Origin of the sequence: Pseudomonas fluorescens, from assembly GCF_902497745.1 — a bacterium.
Lineage (GTDB): Bacteria > Pseudomonadota > Gammaproteobacteria > Pseudomonadales > Pseudomonadaceae > Aquipseudomonas > Aquipseudomonas fluorescens_BM.
Genome location: NZ_CABVHJ010000001.1, coordinates 521854 through 540139, shown reverse-complemented (window position 1 = coordinate 540139; position 18286 = coordinate 521854). Strand labels below are relative to the sequence as shown.

Here is an 18286-nt window from a genome sequence, read left to right as displayed (position 1 = left end):
TCAAAGACCGGCGGTGCGGCCATTCGCGAGCAAGCTCACTCCCACAGTGGAGTGCGATCAAATGTGGGAGCGAGCTTGCTCGCGAAGCTTTTAAAGAGCTAGTTGTCGACGCAACTCGGCGAGTACTGGCGCGGTGTCTGGGCGCACACCGCGCCACAAAAAGAACGCCTCAGCCGCTTGCTCAGCCAACATCCCCAAACCATCCATCGCCACCGCCGCACCCTGCTCACTGGCCCAACGGCAGAACGCCGTCGGCTCTTTGCCATACATCATGTCGTAGCACAGGGTCTTGCCCGGCTCGATCAGGCTCGGCGCAATCGGCGGTACGTCGCCGGTAAGGCTGGCGGACGTGGCGTTGATGATCACGTCGACCGGCTCACGCAACCAATCAAAACCACTGGCCGACACCGGACCAAGGTCGCAGAACAACTCCGCCAGCAACTCAGCCTTGTCCACCGTGCGATTGGCGATGATCACCGATGCGGGTTTCTCGGCCAGCAACGGTTCGAGAGCCCCACGCACTGCACCGCCAGCACCCAGCAACAGAATGCGTTTGCCAGTCAGGCTGAAGCCGGCATTCACCGTCAGGTCACGCACCAGCCCGGCGCCATCAGTGTTGTCACCGAGCAGCGAGCCGTCGCCCAGTTTGCTCAGTGTATTCACCGCACCGGCACGCTGCGCGCGCGCGGTCAGGCTGTTGGCCAGGCGAAAGGCGTCTTCCTTGAACGGCACGGTGACGTTGGCGCCGCGACCTTCCCGGAAAAACGCCGTGGCGCAGCCAGCGAAATCATCAAGCGGCGCCAGCAGGGTGCTGTAATCGAGGTGCTGGCCGGTCTGTTCGGCAAACAGCTTGTGAATCATCGGCGATTTGCTGTGACCGATCGGGTTACCGAAAACGACGTAACGATCCATCAGAAATCCTCAGTCCTGGGCCAGCCAGTCGCGATCTTGCAGGAAGTACTCGGTCAGGCGCGCTTCTTCGCTGCCAGGCTCGGCCTTCCAGTCGTAACCCCAGCGCACTTGCGGCGGCAGCGACATCAGGATCGACTCCGTACGCCCGCCCGACTGCAGACCGAACAGCGTGCCACGGTCGTAAACCAGGTTGAATTCGACGTAGCGGCCACGGCGGAATTCCTGGAACTCACGCTGTTGAGCCGTGAAGGCATCGTGTTTGCGGCGCTGCACGATTGGCAGATACGCATCAATGTAGGCATCGCCGATGGCCCGCATGAAGGCGAAGCTGGTATCGAAGTCCCACTCGTTCAGGTCGTCGAAGAACAAACCGCCAATGCCGCGCGGCTCGTGACGATGCTTGATATGGAAGTAGGTGTCGCACCAGGCCTTGTAACGCGGGTAGACGTCCGGGCCGAACGGCGCGCAAGCCTGCTCGGCAACGCGGTGCCAATGAATGCAGTCCTCTTCGTTGCCGTAATACGGGGTCAGGTCGAAGCCGCCACCAAACCACCAGACCGGCTCTTCACCTTCTTTCTCGGCGATGAAAAAGCGCACATTGGCATGGGAAGTCGGCACATGCGGGTTGTGTGGGTGAATCACCAGCGACACGCCGAGGGCTTCAAAACCGCGACCGGCCAGTTCAGGACGGTGGGCGCTGGCTGAAGGCGGCAGACCGCTGCCAAAGACGTGGGAAAAGTTGACGCCGCCCTTTTCGATCAGCGTGCCGTTCTCGATCACGCGGGTGCGACCGCCACCGCCAGCGGGCCGGGTCCAGGCGTCTTCGACGAAGCGCGTGCCGCCGTCTTCGGTTTCGAGGGCGGCGCAGATACGATCTTGCAGGTCGAGCAGATAGGCCTTTACGGCGTCGGTGCGGGTCGTCATGGCTTCACCTTGAATCGGGCGGCGCCCCGCAGGCGGGCGACGCAAATGGGCGCGTAGCATACCACCGCACAACAGCGCGCCGCAGTTGACGAAGATCAAGCATGAGAGTTGGATAGGGGGCTTACGAAAGACCCAAGGAGAGCAGGCAGATGGCAAAGCGTATCCAGTTCCGCGCCCACGGCGGCCCCGAAGTGCTCGAGTATGTTGACTACGAACCCGCCGCGCCCGGCCCGAATCAGGTGCGCGTGGCCAACAAGGCGATCGGCCTGAACTTCATCGACACCTATTTCCGTAGCGGGCTGTATGCGCCACCCGCCTTGCCATCCGGCCTGGGAGCTGAGGGTGCAGGCATCGTCGATGCAGTGGGCAGCGACGTCACCCGCTTCAAGGTTGGTGATCGCGTGGCGTATGGCAGCGGCCCATTGGGGGCTTACAGCGAATTGCATGTGCTGCCCCAGGACAATCTGGTGCACCTGCCGGACGAAATCAGTTTCGAAACGGCAGCGGGGGTCATGCTCAAGGGCCTGACCGTGCAATACCTGTTGCGCCAGACCTACGAACTCAAGGGTGGCGAAACCATTCTGTTCCACGCAGCGGCCGGTGGCGTCGGGTCGCTGGCCTGTCAGTGGGCCAAGGCGTTGGGCGTAAAGCTGATCGGCACCGTCAGTTCCAAGGAAAAAGCCGAACTGGCCAAGGCCAATGGCGCTTGGGCAACCATTGATTACAGCCACGAAAACGTTGCACAACGCGTACTGGAGTTGACCGACGGTAAAAAAGTCCCGGTGGTCTACGACGGCGTCGGCAAGGACACTTGGCTGACCTCGCTCGACAGCGTATCGCCCCGCGGTCTGGTGGTGAGCTTCGGCAATGCTTCCGGTGCGGTGGACGGGGTCAATCTGGGCATTCTGGCCGCTAAAGGTTCGCTTTACGTGACCCGGCCCACGCTGGCGACTTATGCCAACAATGCCGAGAATCTGCAGCGGATGGCCGATGAATTGTTCGAGATGATCATCAGCGGCAAATTGAAAGTGGACGTCAGCCAGCGTTATCCACTGGCCGACGCAGCGAAGGCGCAAACCGAGCTGTCGGCGCGGCGCACTACCGGCTCCACCGTTCTGCAACCCTGAAACGCTGCCATCAAACGAAGCACCCGGGCGAGCCTCACGAGGCTCGCCCGGGACGTCTCACCTCTCGACAAAGAACGGCGTCTTGCCTGCCAGGGTGGTTGCGAAATCACCACGGGGCAGACGCTGTACCTGCATGCCCAACACTCCGGGCAATCTGAGCAATGCGCTCGCTTGCGCCTCGTTGTGCAAAGCCTGTTCGATGACACGTTCAGCAGCGGCCGGTAATCGATCCTGAGCTATGAGCAGCCGCAGGTGCGCACCGTCGGCCTGTCGATCAATCTGCACCTGCACATCCGAAGCGTGCAGCTCGGGCAACGTTTCTGCGAGCACACTCAGGACCTGTCGCTGAGTGATGATCGCACCGCCCAGCTTGATCGAAGCTTCGATTCGACCCTGCAGTTCCAGTATTGGCAAAGCGCTGCCACAGGCACAACCGGATTGCCTGTCCAAAATTCGCCCACGATCACCAATGCGATACCGTAGTAGAGGCACCTGATCGGGCAGCAGAGGGGTCAACAGAAACTCGCCGGGTTCACCGTCCACCACCGCTTGCAGGCTGAAGGGATCGACTACCTCAAGCAACATGGCGTCTGCATGCAAATGGTAGAAACCATGCTCGAGGTGCGCGCACTGGAAACCGATCGGGCCGGTCTCCGTCGAGCTATAACCCAATGATCGAATGCTCAGGGCCGGCCAGTCTCGGGCCAGTTGCTCGCGTAGCGGCTGACGGCAAGGTTCGCCGATGTAGTAGAGCCATTTCAAACTGCGCAGTTGCACCCCATCGACATCGGCATGATTGAACAACGCCTCGGCGAAAGAGGGCGTGCAGATCAGTGCATCAGCCGCTTGTGAATGAATCAACCCGGCTATGCGCTGCATGCCCATCAGCGCGCCTGCAGGCAGCAGGCGTGCGCCAATGTGCTGGACGATGGCCGCCGCGTATTGAAAGGCTCCCTGCATTTCACCAGGCGTCAGGCAATTGATGACAACACGGGGCAGTTCATCGGTTGTAGCGAACATTCGCGCCCCCAAGGGCACGATGCTTTCGTTGAATGCCCAGGAATGGGTGATGTGCTTGCGATTGCCGGTGCTGCCACCTGAAGTCAGGGTCAGCCCACCGCCCGGTGCGCGATGTGACGCTTCGCTGAGGTGGGTAAACAGCAACCCGCCCTGATCGTCCTCCACGGCGAGGATTGGTAGCCGATGCAGATCCTCTGCGCTCTGTATGTGTTGAATCTGCGGACATAGCGTGCAGAACCACGGCAGCGACCGCGCATAGTCCAATTTACGCACGAAGGCCTTTGCGGCTGCCGCCTGAACGGTCTCTGCACAGCTCCGTTGCATCAGGTCACTGCACATGATGTGGATCTCCCTGACGAATGCCCAACTCAGCGAATCCTTCGTTGATGGCACTGGCCAGATGCTCCAACTGAACCTCGCTGTGATTGGCGCTGATGGCCAGTCGCAGGATTGCTTCACCTTTGGCCACCACCGGAAACAAGGCCGTGGTGACCGCGATGGCGTGCCGACGCAGGTGCAACGCCAGGCTGATGGCGTCTCGTTCGGCACCGACCCGGACGAAACGTATGGGTGAAGCAATCTGATGGTTGCCCAGTACCGGCCCGAGCAGACCATCTATAGCTTCGACATTTCTCCATAACGACGCCTGCAACTCCCCCAACTGTGCAGAAAGGTGAATGCTTGCCGAGGCGACTGCCGCACCGACACCGCCCATGGACAGTGGCCCCCCGAACGTATACGTCGACGCATGGCGCCGAATCAGCTCGGCATCGGCCGACGTCAGCACCGTAATTGCACCGCCGGTAGCACCGAAGGCTTTGGACAATGACGACAGCAGGATCAAACGATCGCGCAACGGCTCAGCAGCGACATCAAGCGCATAACCGCCCCCGACCTGGCCATGGATCGAAGTGCCGTGAGCGTCATCCGCATACAGATAACCCTCAAAGCGCTCAGCCAGTTGCAGCAGCCTGTTAACGGGATAAAGCCCGCGCATCGAACCGATGCTGTCGGTCAGCATAATGGGTGTGTTGCCGGCAGCGACGGCCGTGGAGCAGGCGTCCTCGACTTGCTGAAGATCACTGCAATCGCAGCGCTGGACGGGGCCGAACTGCCACAGAATGCCTTGCAGTACCTGCATCGAAGCATGGGCCGCGCGGTCAACGATCCAGCCTGGGCCACGGCGCAAGGGATACGACGGCAATTCACCGGAGCCCAGCAGCGGCAGACATCCCAGATGGGCGCTGCCCACCGAGTTGAATGTCACCGTATGTCCCTGGAATAGGCGCTTCAACTGCTCATCGAGTTCGCGCATCGGCGGTAGCAGCGCTCGGGTGCGGGCGGCAGCAAACTGCACACCGAAAGACTCGACGGCTTGTACTGCGCCTTGAACCAGACGGGGATCGCTCTCGAGTCCCAGATAGGAGCACGAGAGAAACTCGGTCAACTGCTCGCCACTGCTCAACTCTATGACCTTGCCATCGCGCTGCACCAGGTTCAGCCCATTGAGCCCGGCGTCGAACAGTTGCTGCTGATCGTCACGCGCCTGACGGACACGGTTCTTGACCCAATTGACGGTCGGATGAGGTGTATTCATCGAGATACCTGTACAGATGATGTCTGGCGGTAGACCTGTACTCGCCAGAGTTGGGTTTTTTCTCGTGCGATCGCGTCCTGAAACTGCGCGGTAACGTCGCAGAAGCCTTCGCAATCGGGCCTGACCACATGCAAATGGCCACGAATAACCGTGAGTGCATCCTCGCTCAGAGCGGGTCGGAGCCGCTGCAGAACATCGATGCCAACCTCCGCCGGCAGGAATGAAGGCACGTCGGAAAACGAGACAAAGTCGACATCCGTGCACCTGGAAGCACAGTCGAAAATATCGCCCTGCACCACGGTCAGCTGACATTGCTGCAGCGCCTTGCGTGCCTGTTGAAAAACCTGCGGATCGCACTCCAGCGGAAAGCCCTGCGGATAGCGCAGTTCACCGAAAAACAGCATCTGCAGGAAAAAGCTTTCGCGCACGACCTGGGTGGTAAACAAGGTATGGAAAATATCCAGATACACCTCGCGGGAACTGATACCCAGGTTGTTGCGGGGAAACGCCCCTTTGTACAACAGCGAATTGAGCACCGCCGCGTTGCCCAACAAGGCGATCACAGCCTTCCAGCGCTTGAGGGGAAACCGGCTTTGGTAATAAGCCGATTGCTCTCCCAGATCACGGAACTGGAAAATCGCTCGCCCCGCCTTGCCGGTGAACAATCCATTGACCTTCGCCAACCGCTGCAGAGTCTGCTCGAAGGCCCCTTGGTAAATCGGGGCCTGCCAATGACGGGAATGAAGCAAATCCGCCAGCCAGCGGCGATCAAGCGGAGGCAGATCCAGAAGGCGAAATATGGATTTGCGCCGTGTCACCGACGTTTCCGGCCGGTAGCCCATGAAATCCATGAACGACTGGCGATCGGTCTGCTCAAGCAAAGCTAAACGCAAGCGGGTAAAGGCCAGCTGCGGCCCACTGATATCTGCGCAAGTCATGCGGGCCGGGTGGCGTGCCAGCAACGGTAGAAGCCGACCGCCGCAGCCGGCAACGCCCAACACGTGCCAGGCATGCTCGGGCAGAATGGCGTACTCGAGCGCCGTGTCTTCATCCCCCAACGCGTAGTTCAGCCGTTCGAAATAATCAGCCATCCTGACCTCCGCCTGAGCTACGTGAAAATAAACGTGAAGGCGTCATGATTTATCCAGGGCATGGAGGAATTCGTAACGGGGCGCGAGGCCGTTTTGCCAGGCTTCATACTGCTCATAAACGGCTTCGAGCATGTTGCCGGTCAGGCGCAGACTGGTTTCCATCACGGTGGCAATGGCATCCCAGTCAGCCTGACGCTTGCAGGTTCGCTGCAGGATGAGTTTGATCTCAATGAAGTGCTCGACATCGATATCCGAATGAGCAATGAAGAACGTCAGTTGAGCGGGTTTCAGCGCCAGCGTTTCACTCAGCTTGTCGATCAGCGGAGTAATAAAGTGATAAGCGTTTTCCGCCCAGTAACTGTATCCCAGCCGTTGTAACGGATTACCGGTAAAAGAAATCCAGTACAAATAAGCGATCAATACTTCCGTCGCTGGAAGTGCCGGCGGTATATCAAATACCTCATTCTTCAATCCCAGACTCATGACATCGTGCAGTGCCATTTTTTCATGACCGACCTCTTGCGCAGCGTGTTCAAAACAGAACTTCGCATAAACAGGATTATCGGCATGTCGCACACCGACCAAACCCTGATTGCGGGCATTGTGTGCGGTGTAATGAAAGGTTTCGATCATGTAAATCGCATATAACGCTCTGGAAACACTGCCCTCGCGGATAGCCTTGACCAGCCGGGAGTTATCCAGAATATCGGCCCACGCTTTTTCGATGCGTTGATCGAGCAGAATCAACTGTTGTTCAAAACTGACGGGCGCATTCATCGCGATTCTCCGGGGAATTGGCATTTATGGGAAAGGGTTGTTGGAGCGCCGTGAGGATTTGCCGCCACTCGGCAGACAACAGCCAGTAATCACCACGAGCGCGTTGTTCGATATGCAGTGAATTGGAGGTGATCGGAGTCAGGCCGAAACGCTGGAACAGACGCCGTTGTGGCGATCTGCACAACGCGGTAACGCCTTGGTAGCCACGATCGATCGCCCATTCGGTGGCGGCGGCAAGCAGCGCATTTATCGGTACTGGCCGGTGTTGCTGTGAATGAGTGATCAGGCGGCTGAACTCGACATGCCGCGCCAGCGCCACGGTCGGAGAAACATACTGGTGCGCCAGCGAAGCCCATTCGAACGGCGAAGGGGTCACTCGCAAAACCGCCGTCAGTTGATCGCGCTGGTACAACAGGAAATGCGTACTGCGCGATGAAATCGCCAGCCTTGTTTCAAGTGCCCGGGCTCTGGACGTCAGCATGTAGTGCTTTAATCGCAGACGAAACTGCCGGCCGAGGAATCGTTCAAACTCGCTGGCATCTGCCCCCGCATCGAGAATAACAATCCGATGATCGGCATGTTGCCTGGTTAATGTCTCTTGAAGCCCCTGCAGAAAATCCTTGAGTTGTAAGTTCGTAGTATCCATTCCTTCTCCGCAGACGTTAACTTATCGAAGTTTCTGAGCGCATTGAAATAATGGATGCTTTTAGAAATATCGCCACTGCGCGACTTCTGATAATGACGTGGGAAAAGTTACTGAAACTTCTAACTTATCGACTTATCTGACACGCAGCAGCACAACATAAACAACAGATTGTTTAAGTTATGAAGACTGACCAAGGATAAATCGCAGACAGAAAAAAACTCCTCGCCTAAACAGTCGAGGAGTTCAAGAGCAGAAGGCAGAAAAACAGGTCAGTCGGGACGAATGACCTTACCCGTCGCCAGATCGCGAATGACGCTAGGGTTTTTCCGCCCGCCGAGACTGCCACCCAGCACCAGATCGATCTGGCCACGGAAATATTGCTCAACCCGTAAACGCGTGCGCGCTGCCGGGCGACCCTGCGGGTTGGCAGAGGTCGAAATCAATGGCCCGACCATCGAGCACAGATCGCGCACTTGCGGGTGATCGCTGACCCGCAGTGCCACGGTGTCGTGCACGCCGGTGACCCATTCCGGCAACAAGCCCTGATGCGGCACCAGCCAGGTGTTCGGCCCTGGCCAGGTGCTGGCCATGCGGTCGATCCATTCTTGCGGGAAGTCTTCGAACAGGAAATCGAACTGGCGAATGTTGTCGGCGACCAGGATCAGTCCTTTGACCACCGAACGATTCTTGATCGCCAGCAAACGATCCACTGCCTCTTCGTTCCACGGGTCGCAACCCAGCCCCCAGACGGCTTCGGTTGGATAGGCAATCACCGCCCCGGCGCGAATCTCTCGTGCGGCTTGTTGCACACGCCAACTGTTGACCATGAAAAAACTCTCCGCAAACAGGTTTCGCGCAGTTTACCGATCTTCCTTGTAAAACCTAGCGCGTCCTGGCCAACCAGCGACCGTTTTCGCACACCGCACGGCCATCCATTTCCAGTTCGGTCAGAGCGGCCAGGACTTTGGGTAAAGCCCAGCCGCAGCTGTCAGCCAAGCCCTCGCTGGTATGCGGCGCGGCATGGAGCAAGGCGAGCAACGGATGATCGACATTCGGAGAGTCTGTGGACAACGGCAAATGCTGCCAGCCGCGCAGCGCTTCGAGGATGTGTTCGATGGTTTCCACCAATACCGCGCCATCGCGAATCAACTGATGACAACCCCGCGCGCCGGGGTGATGGATCGAGCCGGGAATTGCGTAAACCTCGCGCCCCTGTTCCGCCGCCAGCCTTGCCGTTATCAATGATCCGCTGGCAACGCTGGCCTCGACCACCAGCACGCCGAGAGACAAACCGCTAATGATGCGATTGCGGCGCGGGAAGTTGCTCGCGGTCGGCCCGGCGTCCAGTGGAAACTCCGAAAGCACCGCGCTGCCGGAGGCAATCATCGCATCAGCCAATCGTCGATTGCGCTGTGGATAAAAGTTTTCCAGCCCCGTGCCGAGTACGCCCACGGTCAGCCCGCCAACATCCAGAGCGGCCTGATGCGCAGCGGCATCGATACCCAACGCCAACCCGCTGGTGATGACAAAACCGGCCCCGGCGAGGCTGCGAGAAAACGCTGCGGCGGTGTCCATTCCCGGACGCGACGCGCGACGGCTACCCACCATCGCCAGTTGCGGTTTCTCAAGAATCAGCGGATCACCGGCAACGAACAACAGTGGCGGCGGATCAGGAATCTGCGCCAGCAGCGCCGGGTAATCGGCTTGATCCCACATCAGCAAATGATGCTCTGGCCGCTCTAGCCAGCGCATTGCATGGCTGGCACCGTCGCGAACGTCTGGACAGCGCCGCGCTTCGGCGCACGTCGCCGGCAAACCCAACGAACGCCACGCACTGGCCGGAGCGCTGATGGCTTGGGAGGCCGAGCCGAAAGCTTCAAGCAATTTGGCAAAGCGCTTCGGGCCGACATCCGGCAAGCGGTGCAGGCGCAGGCGCGCTTCCAGTTCCGCCGGGGAAACCGGCGTGGAGGCAGACATCATCATGGATCATCCTTGATCGTTATAAGCCCCGAACCATTCGGAACAAGCTGTGGATAACTCTGTTGGTAACTTGTGAAGCTTGCTTACGGATTTCGTACCTTGTCGAGCACCGCCAGCGAGCGCGATGCGTTGAGAATGAGGCCGTAGCTGAGTTTGTCGTAGGTGCGAAACACCATCAGCAACCCGGCGCGTTCGTCGGGGATCTTTAGCGGTTGACCGGTGACACGGTCGCGCACGGTTTCCCCGGTCTTCATCACCACCAGCACATTGCCTTCGGCCAGACCGTCGCGCTTGCCCTTGTTCAGGGTGACCACGTCCATCACGCCGATCTGGGTGACGCCGCGCGGCACGTCGATGATCACGCCGTTGATGCTGCTAGTGGGCGCGCTGGGCATGAAGGTCGAATTGATCGAGCGTTCTTCGCCACTGAACAAACGATCGCCGAGGCGCACTTCCTGGGTGGTGCGTTGCAGGGCGAGGGTGGCGACGTCGCCTTCGGTGGCGACGATTTCACCGCCGCCAATGTCATCGGCGTTGATCCCGAGAAACTCCTTGGTCTCAGGATCGGTGTAGACCTTGCCCTGACGGAAGATCCCGTAAACCGGCTGATTCGGGTCGAAATGGCCACGTGCGAAGATCCGGTCACCGGTGCCGCTGAGCACGCGTTCGGCATCGCCGGCGACAATGTACGGCGCCTTGTCGAAATCTTCGACCTTGTCGACGATGCGGTTACTCAGCAGAAAGCTGTTGATGGACTTGAGTGGAATACTTGGAATCGCTTCGGCCACCGGACTGGTGCGGATCCGTGGCGACAGTTTGATGGTGCCGCGCGACTCGCCGCGATTGACGGTCAGACGTGGCTGGCCATCGATATAACTGAGGGTCAGCGTGTCACCGGGATAGATCAGGTTGGGGTTTTCGATTTGCGGATTGGCCCGCCACAATTGTGGCCACTGCCAGGGCTCGCGCAGGTATTTGCCGGAAATGTCCCAGAGCGTATCCCCCGAAACCACCGTGTATTGCTGTGGAAAACCATCCCTGAGTTGCACTTGCCCTTGCGCCACGCCGGCCGAAGCCAACAGCAGCAGGGCGAGTAGTGTTTTCCTCATGCAGTGAATCCCTTTATCATGTGCATTCGCGTGAACCGTCAGAGCCCCCGTGGCTCGCTTGTGCAAAATGCACAAGCTACGCTTCACAACGGTAGCCTGCATCTTCGGACCTGCCAGGCCATCGCCCGACTTTACTCAACGTGTGCAGCAATCAAAGCCTATGGCCATTTTAAACATCCTCGAATTCCCGGACCCGCGTCTGCGCACTATTGCCAAGCCTGTGGCTGTAGTGGACGACGAAGTGCGTCAGTTGGTCGATGACATGTTTGAAACAATGTATGAAGCGCCGGGCATCGGCCTTGCCGCGACCCAGGTCAACGTGCACAAACGTATCGTCGTGATGGACCTTTCCGAAGACCGCACCGAACCGCGGGTGTTCATCAACCCCGAGTTCGAATCGCTGACCGAGGAAATGGAGCAATACCAGGAAGGCTGCCTCTCGGTACCGGGTTTCTACGAAAACGTCGATCGCCCGCAAAAGGTCAGGATCAAGGCGCTGGACCGCGACGGCAAGCCCTATGAGCTGATCGCCGAAGGCCTGCTCGCGGTGTGCATCCAGCACGAATGCGACCACCTCAACGGCAAATTGTTCGTCGATTACCTGTCCACGCTCAAACGCGACCGGATCAAGAAGAAACTGGAAAAGCAGCACCGCCAGAACGCTTGATGCCCCTCCTTCAAAGGCTTGCTGCGGCAAGCCTTTTTCTTTTCAAGAGACGCCCTTCATGACTGAGCCACTGCGCATCGTTTTTGCCGGCACCCCGGAATTCGCCGCCGAACACCTCAAGGCCCTGCTGAACAGCCCTTACGAGATCGTTGCGGTCTACACCCAACCGGATCGTCCGGCCGGTCGCGGGCAAAAACTGATGCCGAGCCCGGTCAAACAGCTCGCCCTGGAAAATAATATCCAGGTGTTGCAGCCGCCGACGTTGCGTAACGCTGACGCTCAGGCAGAACTGGCCGCACTGAAGCCGGACTTGCTGGTGGTGGTCGCCTACGGCCTGATCCTGCCGCAAGTGGTGCTGGATATCCCGCGTCTGGGCTGCATCAACAGTCACGCCTCGTTGCTGCCACGCTGGCGCGGTGCGGCGCCGATTCAACGTGCCGTGGAACATGGTGATGCCGAGAGCGGCGTCACGGTGATGCGTATGGAGGCCGGCCTCGATACCGGGCCGATGCTGCTCAAGGTCGTCACGCCGATCAGCGCTGAAGACACTGGCGGCAGCCTGCATGACCGCCTCGCCGAAATGGGCCCGCCGGCCGTGGTGCAAGCGATTGCCGGTCTGGCCGCAGGCACGCTGGAAGGCGAAGTGCAGAACGACGAACTCGCCACCTACGCGCACAAGCTGAACAAAGACGAAGCACGCATCGACTGGAGCCGTCCGGCGGTTGAGTTGGAGCGACTGGTGCGCGCCTTCAATCCATGGCCGATCACCCACAGCACCCTTAACGGTGAAGCGCTGAAAGTGCTGGCGGCGACGCTCGCCGACGGCAAAGGCGCCCCCGGTGAAATCCTCAGCGCCAGCAAGGACGGTCTGGTCGTCGCCTGCGGCGAACAAGCCCTGTGCCTGACTCGTCTGCAATTGCCCGGCGGCAAAGCGCTGAACTTCAGCGATCTGTTCAACAGCCGCCGTGAGAAATTCGCTGTCGGCACCGTGCTCGGCGCAGCGGTGGAGGCGCAATGAATCCGCGTCTGGCCGCCGCCAAGGCACTCGCCGCCGTCCTCAGCGGCAAGGCCTCGCTGAACAGCTCCCTGCCGACGCAACTAGACAAGGTCGAGGATCGCGATCGCGGTTTCACTCAGGATCTGGCCTTCGGCACCGCGCGCTGGCAGCCACGCCTGTCGGCGCTGGCCGAGAAATTGCTGCAGAAACCGTTCAAGGCTGCTGACGCCGATGTTGAAGCGCTGCTGCTGGTCGGTCTCTACCAATTGCTCTACACCCGCGTGCCGGCTCACGCCGCCATCGGCGAAACCGTCGGTTGCGCCGACAAGCTGAAAAAGCCTTGGGCCAAAGGTTTGCTCAACGCCGTGCTGCGTAATGCTCAGCGCGAGAGCGAAACGATTTTCGCCGAACTGGAACGCGATCCGGTGGTGCGCACCGCCCATCCGCGCTGGCTGCAAAAATCCCTGAAAGCGTTCTGGCCGGAACAGTGGGAAGCCATCTGCGAAGCGAACAACGCGCATCCGCCGATGATCCTCCGAGTCAACCGTCGCCATCACAGCCGCGACGCCTACCTCGGCTTGCTGACCGAGGCCGGCATTGCCGCGACGCCATGCATCTATAGCCGCGACGGCATCATTCTCGAAGCCGCCGCCGATGTGCGCAGCCTGCCGGGTTTCACTGAAGGCTGGATCAGCGTGCAGGACGAAGCGGCGCAACTGGCCGCCGACCTGCTCGATCTGGCGCCGGGCCAACGCGTGCTCGACGCCTGCTGCGCGCCCGGTGGCAAGACCTGCCACATCCTCGAAGCCGAACCGGCGCTGGCCGGCGTAGTCGCGGTGGATCTGGAAGCCAAGCGTCTGGTGCGCGTTAAGGAAAACCTTGAGCGCCTCGGCTTGAACGCTGAACTGATCGCCGCCGACGGTCGCGACACCGAAAAATGGTGGGACGGTAAACCGTTCCAGCGCATCCTGCTTGACGCGCCATGCTCGGCCACCGGCGTGATCCGTCGCCATCCAGACATCAAGCTGACCCGTCAGCCGGATGACATCGTCGCCCTCGCGCAACTGCAAGGCGAACTGCTCGACGCGATGTGGAAAACCCTCGAAGTCGGCGGCATTCTGCTGTACGCCACCTGTTCGACACTGCCCACCGAGAACACCGAAGTCATCGCCGCGTTCCTCGAGCGCACCCCGGGTGCCCGCGAACTGGATCTGGCCACCAGCGCCGGGATCAAGCAGCCCCATGGTCGCCAATTGCTGGCCCAGCAGGGCGGGCATGACGGGTTCTACTACGCCAAGCTGATCAAGATCGCTGCCGCGCGCGGCTAAACGGATTCAACGGAGTGACTGGATGAAAATCATCATCCTCGGTGCGGGACAGGTCGGCGGTTCGCTGGCCGAGCATTTGGCCAGCGAGGCCAACGACATTACGGTGGTCGACACCGACGGCGAGCGCCTGCGCGATCTCGGTGATCGTCTCGACATCCGCACCATTCAGGGCCGTGGCTCGCTGCCGTCGGTGCTGCGTCAGGCCGGCGCCGACGACGCCGACATGCTGGTGGCGGTAACCAACAGCGACGAGACCAATATGGTCGCCTGTCAGGTTGCCCACACGTTGTTTCACACCCCGACCAAGATCGCCCGGGTGCGCGAAGCGTCTTATCTGAATCGCGAGGAACAGTTGTTCCAGAACGAAGCGATTCCGGTCGACGTGCTGATCAGCCCCGAGCAAGTGGTGACCAACTACATCAAGCGCCTGATCCAGCATCCGGGCGCCTTGCAGGTGATCGACTTCGCCGAAGGCGCGGCGCAACTGGTGGCGGTGCGCGCCTATTACGGCGGGCCGCTGGTCGGTCAGCAACTGCGCCAGTTGCGTGAACACATGCCGAATGTCGAAACCCGCGTCGCGGCGATTTTCCGCCGTGACCGGCCAATCCTGCCCCAGGGCGATACGGTGATCGAGGCCGACGACGAAGTCTTTTTCATCGCTGCCCGTGAGAATATTCGCGCAGTGATGAGCGAAATGCGCCGCCTCGACGAAACCTACAAACGCATCGTCATTGCGGGCGGCGGGCAAATTGGCGAGCGTTTGGCCGAGGCCATCGAAAGCCGTTATCAGGTGAAAATCATCGAGATGAGCCCGGCGCGCTGCCGCTATCTCTCCGACACCCTCGACAGCACCGTGGTGTTGCAGGGCAGCGCCTCCGACCGTGATTTGCTGCTGGAAGAGAACATCGCTGACGCTGACATCTTCCTCGCCCTGACCAACGATGACGAAGCCAACATCATGTCGTCGCTGCTGGCCAAAAGGCTGGGGGCGAAGAAGGTGATGACGATCATCAACAATCCGGCCTATGTCGACCTGATCCAGGGCGGCGATATCGACATCGCCATCAGCCCGCAACTGGCAACCATCGGCACCTTGCTGGCCCACGTACGGCGTGGCGATATCGTCAGCGTGCACTCATTGCGTCGCGGTGCCGCCGAAGCGATCGAGGCGATTGCCCACGGTGATGCGAAGTCGAGCAAGGTGATTGGCAAGCCGATCGAGAAGATCGGCCTACCGCCGGGCACCACGATTGGTGCGGTGATCCGCAATGAACAAGTGATCATTGCCCACGACGACACGGTGATCGAAGCGGGCGACCACGTAATTTTGTTCCTTGTGGATAAAAAGCATATTCGCGATGTGGAGAAGCTGTTTCATGTGGGGTTGAGCTTCTTCTGAGGTTTGCGCTGACGGCACTGGCCCCTTCGCGAGCAGGCTCGCTCCCACCTTTGGAATGCGTTTCTCCTGTGGGAGCGAGCCTGCTCGCGAAGGCGGCCTCAATAAACCCCTTCAACACCTGACACGCCCAAGAAAGGAATCCACCGATGCTCGAATCCCTGGAAAAAATGCTCGCCAAGGGTGTGGATAACTCCCTGCTGCGCTTCGGCCTGGGCAAGGGTTATCTGGATTTGGGCGAAAACGCCAAAGCGGCCGAGCATTTCCAGCGCTGTGTCGGCTTCGATCCGAAATATTCGGCAGCATGGAAACTGCTGGGCAAGGCGCAATTGGCGCTGGGCGATATCGCCGCTGCGCGTCAGGCATGGGAACGAGGTCTGGAAGCCGCCCGCGCCCATGGCGACAAGCAGGCCGAGAAGGAAATGACAGTGTTTCTGAAGAAACTCGATCGTCAGGCGCAATGAGTCAAAGGTAGCGAAGACCGATACCGTCGGCATCTACCGTCACCACTTCCATCCGCACCCGCGGCGCGCCTGTGGGTAAATCCTGCACCTGGCCGTAAACCACCGCGCCTTTGGGCAAAGAAGCCAAAACCGGATGCTGCACAAACACCCCGGTAGGCGACAGGTTGCGCGTCTGCCCGAGGCATTCGCCAAAGCTGTGGTGGGTGATCTTGATGCGAAACGATTTGCGGTGTTCGGACATCTGCTGCGCCCTTGAATGAACGGTTGTGGATAACCTCCCCAGAGAGGTTATCCACAGATCATGCCAATCAGCTCAATACCAACGCTCTTCGCCCGGCGGACGCTTCTTGAAGCGTTTCATGCTCCACATGTACTGGCTCGGATACGCCGCGACATAACGCTCGACCACTTTGCTCATGGCTGCGCAGGACTCGGCAGTATCGGTGCTGTACATGGCTTCTGGCGCGGCTTCGAGGATCACTTTGTAACCAGAACCGTCTGGCAGCCGCAGCGCATGCAGGAACACGCCGACGGCTTTGCCACCGGCGAGCATGTTCGGCACGAATTTGCTGGTCAGCGCCTGCGTGGCGAAGAACGGTACGAAGATCCCGGCGGATTCGGCCGGTTCCGGGTCAGCGGGAATGCCCACTGCACCACCTTTGCGCACTTCCTTGATGACGCTGAGGATGCCTTCCTTGGTGGAAGCAGCGACCTTGTTGCCCAATTGCACGCGTTGTTTGCGCAGCAATTCATCCACAGCCTTGAGCTTTGGCGGACGATAGAAAATGATCGGTTTGCACTGGCTGCAATAGAAGTGGTTGAGCACTTCCCAGTTACCGAGGTGGCTGGTGATGCCGACCACGCCCTTGCCCGAGGCCAGCGCGTCCTTGAGCACGTCGAGGCCTTCGACTTCGCGCACCAGATCGATCGAACGCTGCGCTGGCCAGATCCACGCGCAGGCGCTTTCGGTCAGCGACTTGCCTATGTCTTTCAGGCTCTGCCCGACCAGACGCTCACGCTCGGCCGGATCCATCTGCGGAAAACATTTGGCGAGGTTGATCCGCACCACGTCGCGGGAGCGGTTAGGGGTTTTCCACATGATCCAGCCGATCGCCGAACCCACGGCCTGCACGGCCCGCCATGGCAGCAGGGCAAACAGCCGCAGAGCGCCTACCAGCAAGGCGCCTTTAAACTTTTCCACAGGTCACTCCTGATCTTGTGCGGTGCGCGAGGCGGCCATTCTAACCGCCGTTGACGAGCTGCGCGTAGCGGTCGCAGTCCCGGGTGTGGTCCATGACCATGCCCGAGGCCTGCATCAGTGCGTAGCAAATGGTCGGGCCGACGAACGTGAACCCGGCCTGTTTCAGGGCTTTGCTCATCGCCAGCGCTTCGGGGGTGATCGCCGGGACTTCGCTGCGATCCTTGAAATGATTGATGATCGGTTGGTCGTTAACAAACGACCAGAGGAACCCCACCGGATCCTCCAGCGCAGCCAGGCCTGGGCATTACGGCGGGCGGCATTGAGTTTGAGGCGGTTGCGGATGATCCCCGGATCGAGCATCAACTCGTCGATTTCAGCGTCGCTCATCTGCGCCACACGCTGCACGTCGAAGCCGAACAACACCTCGCGATAACGCTCACGTTTGCGCAGCACGGTGATCCAGGACAGCCCGGCCTGGAACCCTTCGAGCAAAAGCAACTCGAACAAACCCTGCGCATCGCGTAGCGGCGTGCCCCACTCCTGGTCGTGATAAGCCATGTACAGCGGATCTTCGGTACACCAAAAGCAGCGTGGCATAAGGCTCCAGGGGGCGTGCGCAGCAATGAATCGGGTATACTCCCGCTCTTTAAATCGCAGCCCAAGAAACAGGTGAATTTCGTGAGCCAGCCTACGCCAGCCGTGCGTACCTTCCAAGACTTGATCCTCGCGCTCCAGCAATACTGGGCCGAGCAAGGTTGCGTGGTACTTCAGCCCTACGATATGGAAGTAGGCGCCGGCACTTTCCACACCGCGACCTTCCTCCGCGCCATCGGCCCGGAAACCTGGAACGCCGCTTACGTGCAGCCAAGCCGCCGTCCGACTGACGGCCGTTACGGTGAAAACCCGAACCGTCTGCAGCATTACTATCAGTTCCAGGTCGTCCTGAAGCCGAACCCGGACAACTTCCAGGAACTGTACCTGGGCTCGCTCAAGCATGTCGGTCTGGACCCATTGGTTCACGACATTCGCTTCGTCGAAGACAACTGGGAA

At 59.8% G+C, this 18286-nt stretch carries 19 protein-coding genes and 1 pseudogene; 7 read left to right on the top strand and 13 right to left on the bottom strand.

The features are described 5' to 3' along the window. Positions 1-90 precede the first annotated feature (90 nt). Positions 91-912, bottom strand: coding sequence for a shikimate dehydrogenase (aroE, locus tag F8N44_RS02540; protein ID WP_150649173.1), 822 nt, complete (start codon positions 910-912; stop codon positions 91-93). Positions 913-921: 9 nt separating this feature from the next. Continuing rightward, complete coding sequence (gene hemF, locus F8N44_RS02535) at positions 922-1836, bottom strand: oxygen-dependent coproporphyrinogen oxidase (RefSeq protein ID WP_150649172.1); 915 nt, start codon at positions 1834-1836, stop codon at positions 922-924. A 149-nt stretch (positions 1837-1985) separates the two neighbouring features. Between hemF and F8N44_RS02530 the strand changes: the two genes are divergently transcribed. Then, the gene (locus F8N44_RS02530) at positions 1986-2963 is read left to right on the top strand and encodes an NADPH:quinone reductase (RefSeq protein ID WP_150649171.1); all 978 of its coding nucleotides are present in this window, start codon (positions 1986-1988) and stop codon (positions 2961-2963) included. A 57-nt stretch (positions 2964-3020) separates the two neighbouring features. On the opposite strand, the gene F8N44_RS02525 is transcribed toward F8N44_RS02530, so the two are convergent. From F8N44_RS02525 to F8N44_RS02490, 8 genes are all read right to left on the bottom strand, one after another. After that, positions 3021-4256 (bottom strand): phenylacetate--CoA ligase family protein, encoded by a 1236-nt coding sequence (locus tag F8N44_RS02525; protein ID WP_224794721.1) that lies wholly within the window; start codon positions 4254-4256, stop codon positions 3021-3023. A 55-nt stretch (positions 4257-4311) separates the two neighbouring features. Further along, complete coding sequence (locus F8N44_RS02520; protein WP_150649170.1) at positions 4312-5580, bottom strand: aminotransferase class I/II-fold pyridoxal phosphate-dependent enzyme; 1269 nt, start codon at positions 5578-5580, stop codon at positions 4312-4314. Further along, positions 5577-6671, bottom strand: coding sequence for a DUF3419 family protein (locus F8N44_RS02515; RefSeq protein WP_150649169.1), 1095 nt, complete (start codon positions 6669-6671; stop codon positions 5577-5579). Before F8N44_RS02515 ends, F8N44_RS02520 begins: the two co-directional genes overlap by 4 nt. 42 nt (positions 6672-6713) lie before the next feature. Next, positions 6714-7448, bottom strand: coding sequence for an iron-containing redox enzyme family protein (locus tag F8N44_RS02510; RefSeq protein WP_150649168.1), 735 nt, complete (start codon positions 7446-7448; stop codon positions 6714-6716). Then, positions 7426-8094, bottom strand: coding sequence for a hypothetical protein (locus F8N44_RS02505; protein ID WP_150649167.1), 669 nt, complete (start codon positions 8092-8094; stop codon positions 7426-7428). The genes F8N44_RS02510 and F8N44_RS02505 overlap by 23 nt, the downstream gene beginning before the upstream one ends. A gap of 269 nt (positions 8095-8363) precedes the next feature. Next, complete coding sequence (locus F8N44_RS02500; RefSeq protein ID WP_150649166.1) at positions 8364-8921, bottom strand: L-threonylcarbamoyladenylate synthase; 558 nt, start codon at positions 8919-8921, stop codon at positions 8364-8366. A gap of 55 nt (positions 8922-8976) precedes the next feature. Next, a complete protein-coding gene (gene dprA / locus F8N44_RS02495) occupies positions 8977-10077 on the bottom strand; it encodes a DNA-processing protein DprA (protein ID WP_150649165.1) in 1101 nt (366 codons plus the stop codon). 80 nt (positions 10078-10157) lie between these two features. Then, the gene (locus F8N44_RS02490; RefSeq protein ID WP_150649164.1) at positions 10158-11183 is read right to left on the bottom strand and encodes a LysM peptidoglycan-binding domain-containing protein; all 1026 of its coding nucleotides are present in this window, start codon (positions 11181-11183) and stop codon (positions 10158-10160) included. A 160-nt stretch (positions 11184-11343) separates the two neighbouring features. Between F8N44_RS02490 and def the strand changes: the two genes are divergently transcribed. The 5 genes from def (at position 11344) to F8N44_RS02465 (ending at position 16035) form a co-directional block, all read left to right on the top strand. Next, positions 11344-11850 (top strand): peptide deformylase, encoded by a 507-nt coding sequence (def, locus tag F8N44_RS02485; RefSeq protein ID WP_122855361.1) that lies wholly within the window; start codon positions 11344-11346, stop codon positions 11848-11850. 58 nt (positions 11851-11908) lie between these two features. Continuing rightward, the gene (fmt, locus tag F8N44_RS02480) at positions 11909-12868 is read left to right on the top strand and encodes a methionyl-tRNA formyltransferase (protein WP_150649163.1); all 960 of its coding nucleotides are present in this window, start codon (positions 11909-11911) and stop codon (positions 12866-12868) included. Continuing rightward, a complete protein-coding gene (rsmB, locus tag F8N44_RS02475) occupies positions 12865-14175 on the top strand; it encodes a 16S rRNA (cytosine(967)-C(5))-methyltransferase RsmB (protein WP_150649162.1) in 1311 nt (436 codons plus the stop codon). The genes fmt and rsmB overlap by 4 nt, the downstream gene beginning before the upstream one ends. A gap of 22 nt (positions 14176-14197) precedes the next feature. Further along, the gene (trkA, locus tag F8N44_RS02470; RefSeq protein WP_034152201.1) at positions 14198-15574 is read left to right on the top strand and encodes a Trk system potassium transporter TrkA; all 1377 of its coding nucleotides are present in this window, start codon (positions 14198-14200) and stop codon (positions 15572-15574) included. A gap of 146 nt (positions 15575-15720) precedes the next feature. Further along, a complete protein-coding gene (locus tag F8N44_RS02465) occupies positions 15721-16035 on the top strand; it encodes a tetratricopeptide repeat protein (RefSeq protein ID WP_150649161.1) in 315 nt (104 codons plus the stop codon). 1 nt (position 16036) lies between these two features. Here F8N44_RS02465 and F8N44_RS02460 read toward each other — a convergent pair whose 3' ends face one another. From F8N44_RS02460 to tag, 3 genes and pseudogenes are all read right to left on the bottom strand, one after another. Next, complete coding sequence (locus tag F8N44_RS02460) at positions 16037-16276, bottom strand: PilZ domain-containing protein (protein ID WP_150649160.1); 240 nt, start codon at positions 16274-16276, stop codon at positions 16037-16039. Between the two features lie 72 nt (positions 16277-16348). Next, positions 16349-17236: a lysophospholipid acyltransferase gene (locus F8N44_RS02455; protein ID WP_008084359.1), complete on the bottom strand. Its 888-nt coding sequence runs from the start codon at positions 17234-17236 to the stop codon at positions 16349-16351. Positions 17237-17276: 40 nt separating this feature from the next. Further along, a pseudogene (gene tag, locus F8N44_RS02450) lies at positions 17277-17833 on the bottom strand (DNA-3-methyladenine glycosylase I). 81 nt (positions 17834-17914) lie between these two features. Here tag and F8N44_RS31570 point away from each other — a divergent pair. Beyond that, positions 17915-18286: glycine--tRNA ligase subunit alpha (locus F8N44_RS31570; protein ID WP_224794720.1), on the top strand; the 372-nt coding region annotated here is incomplete at its 3' end.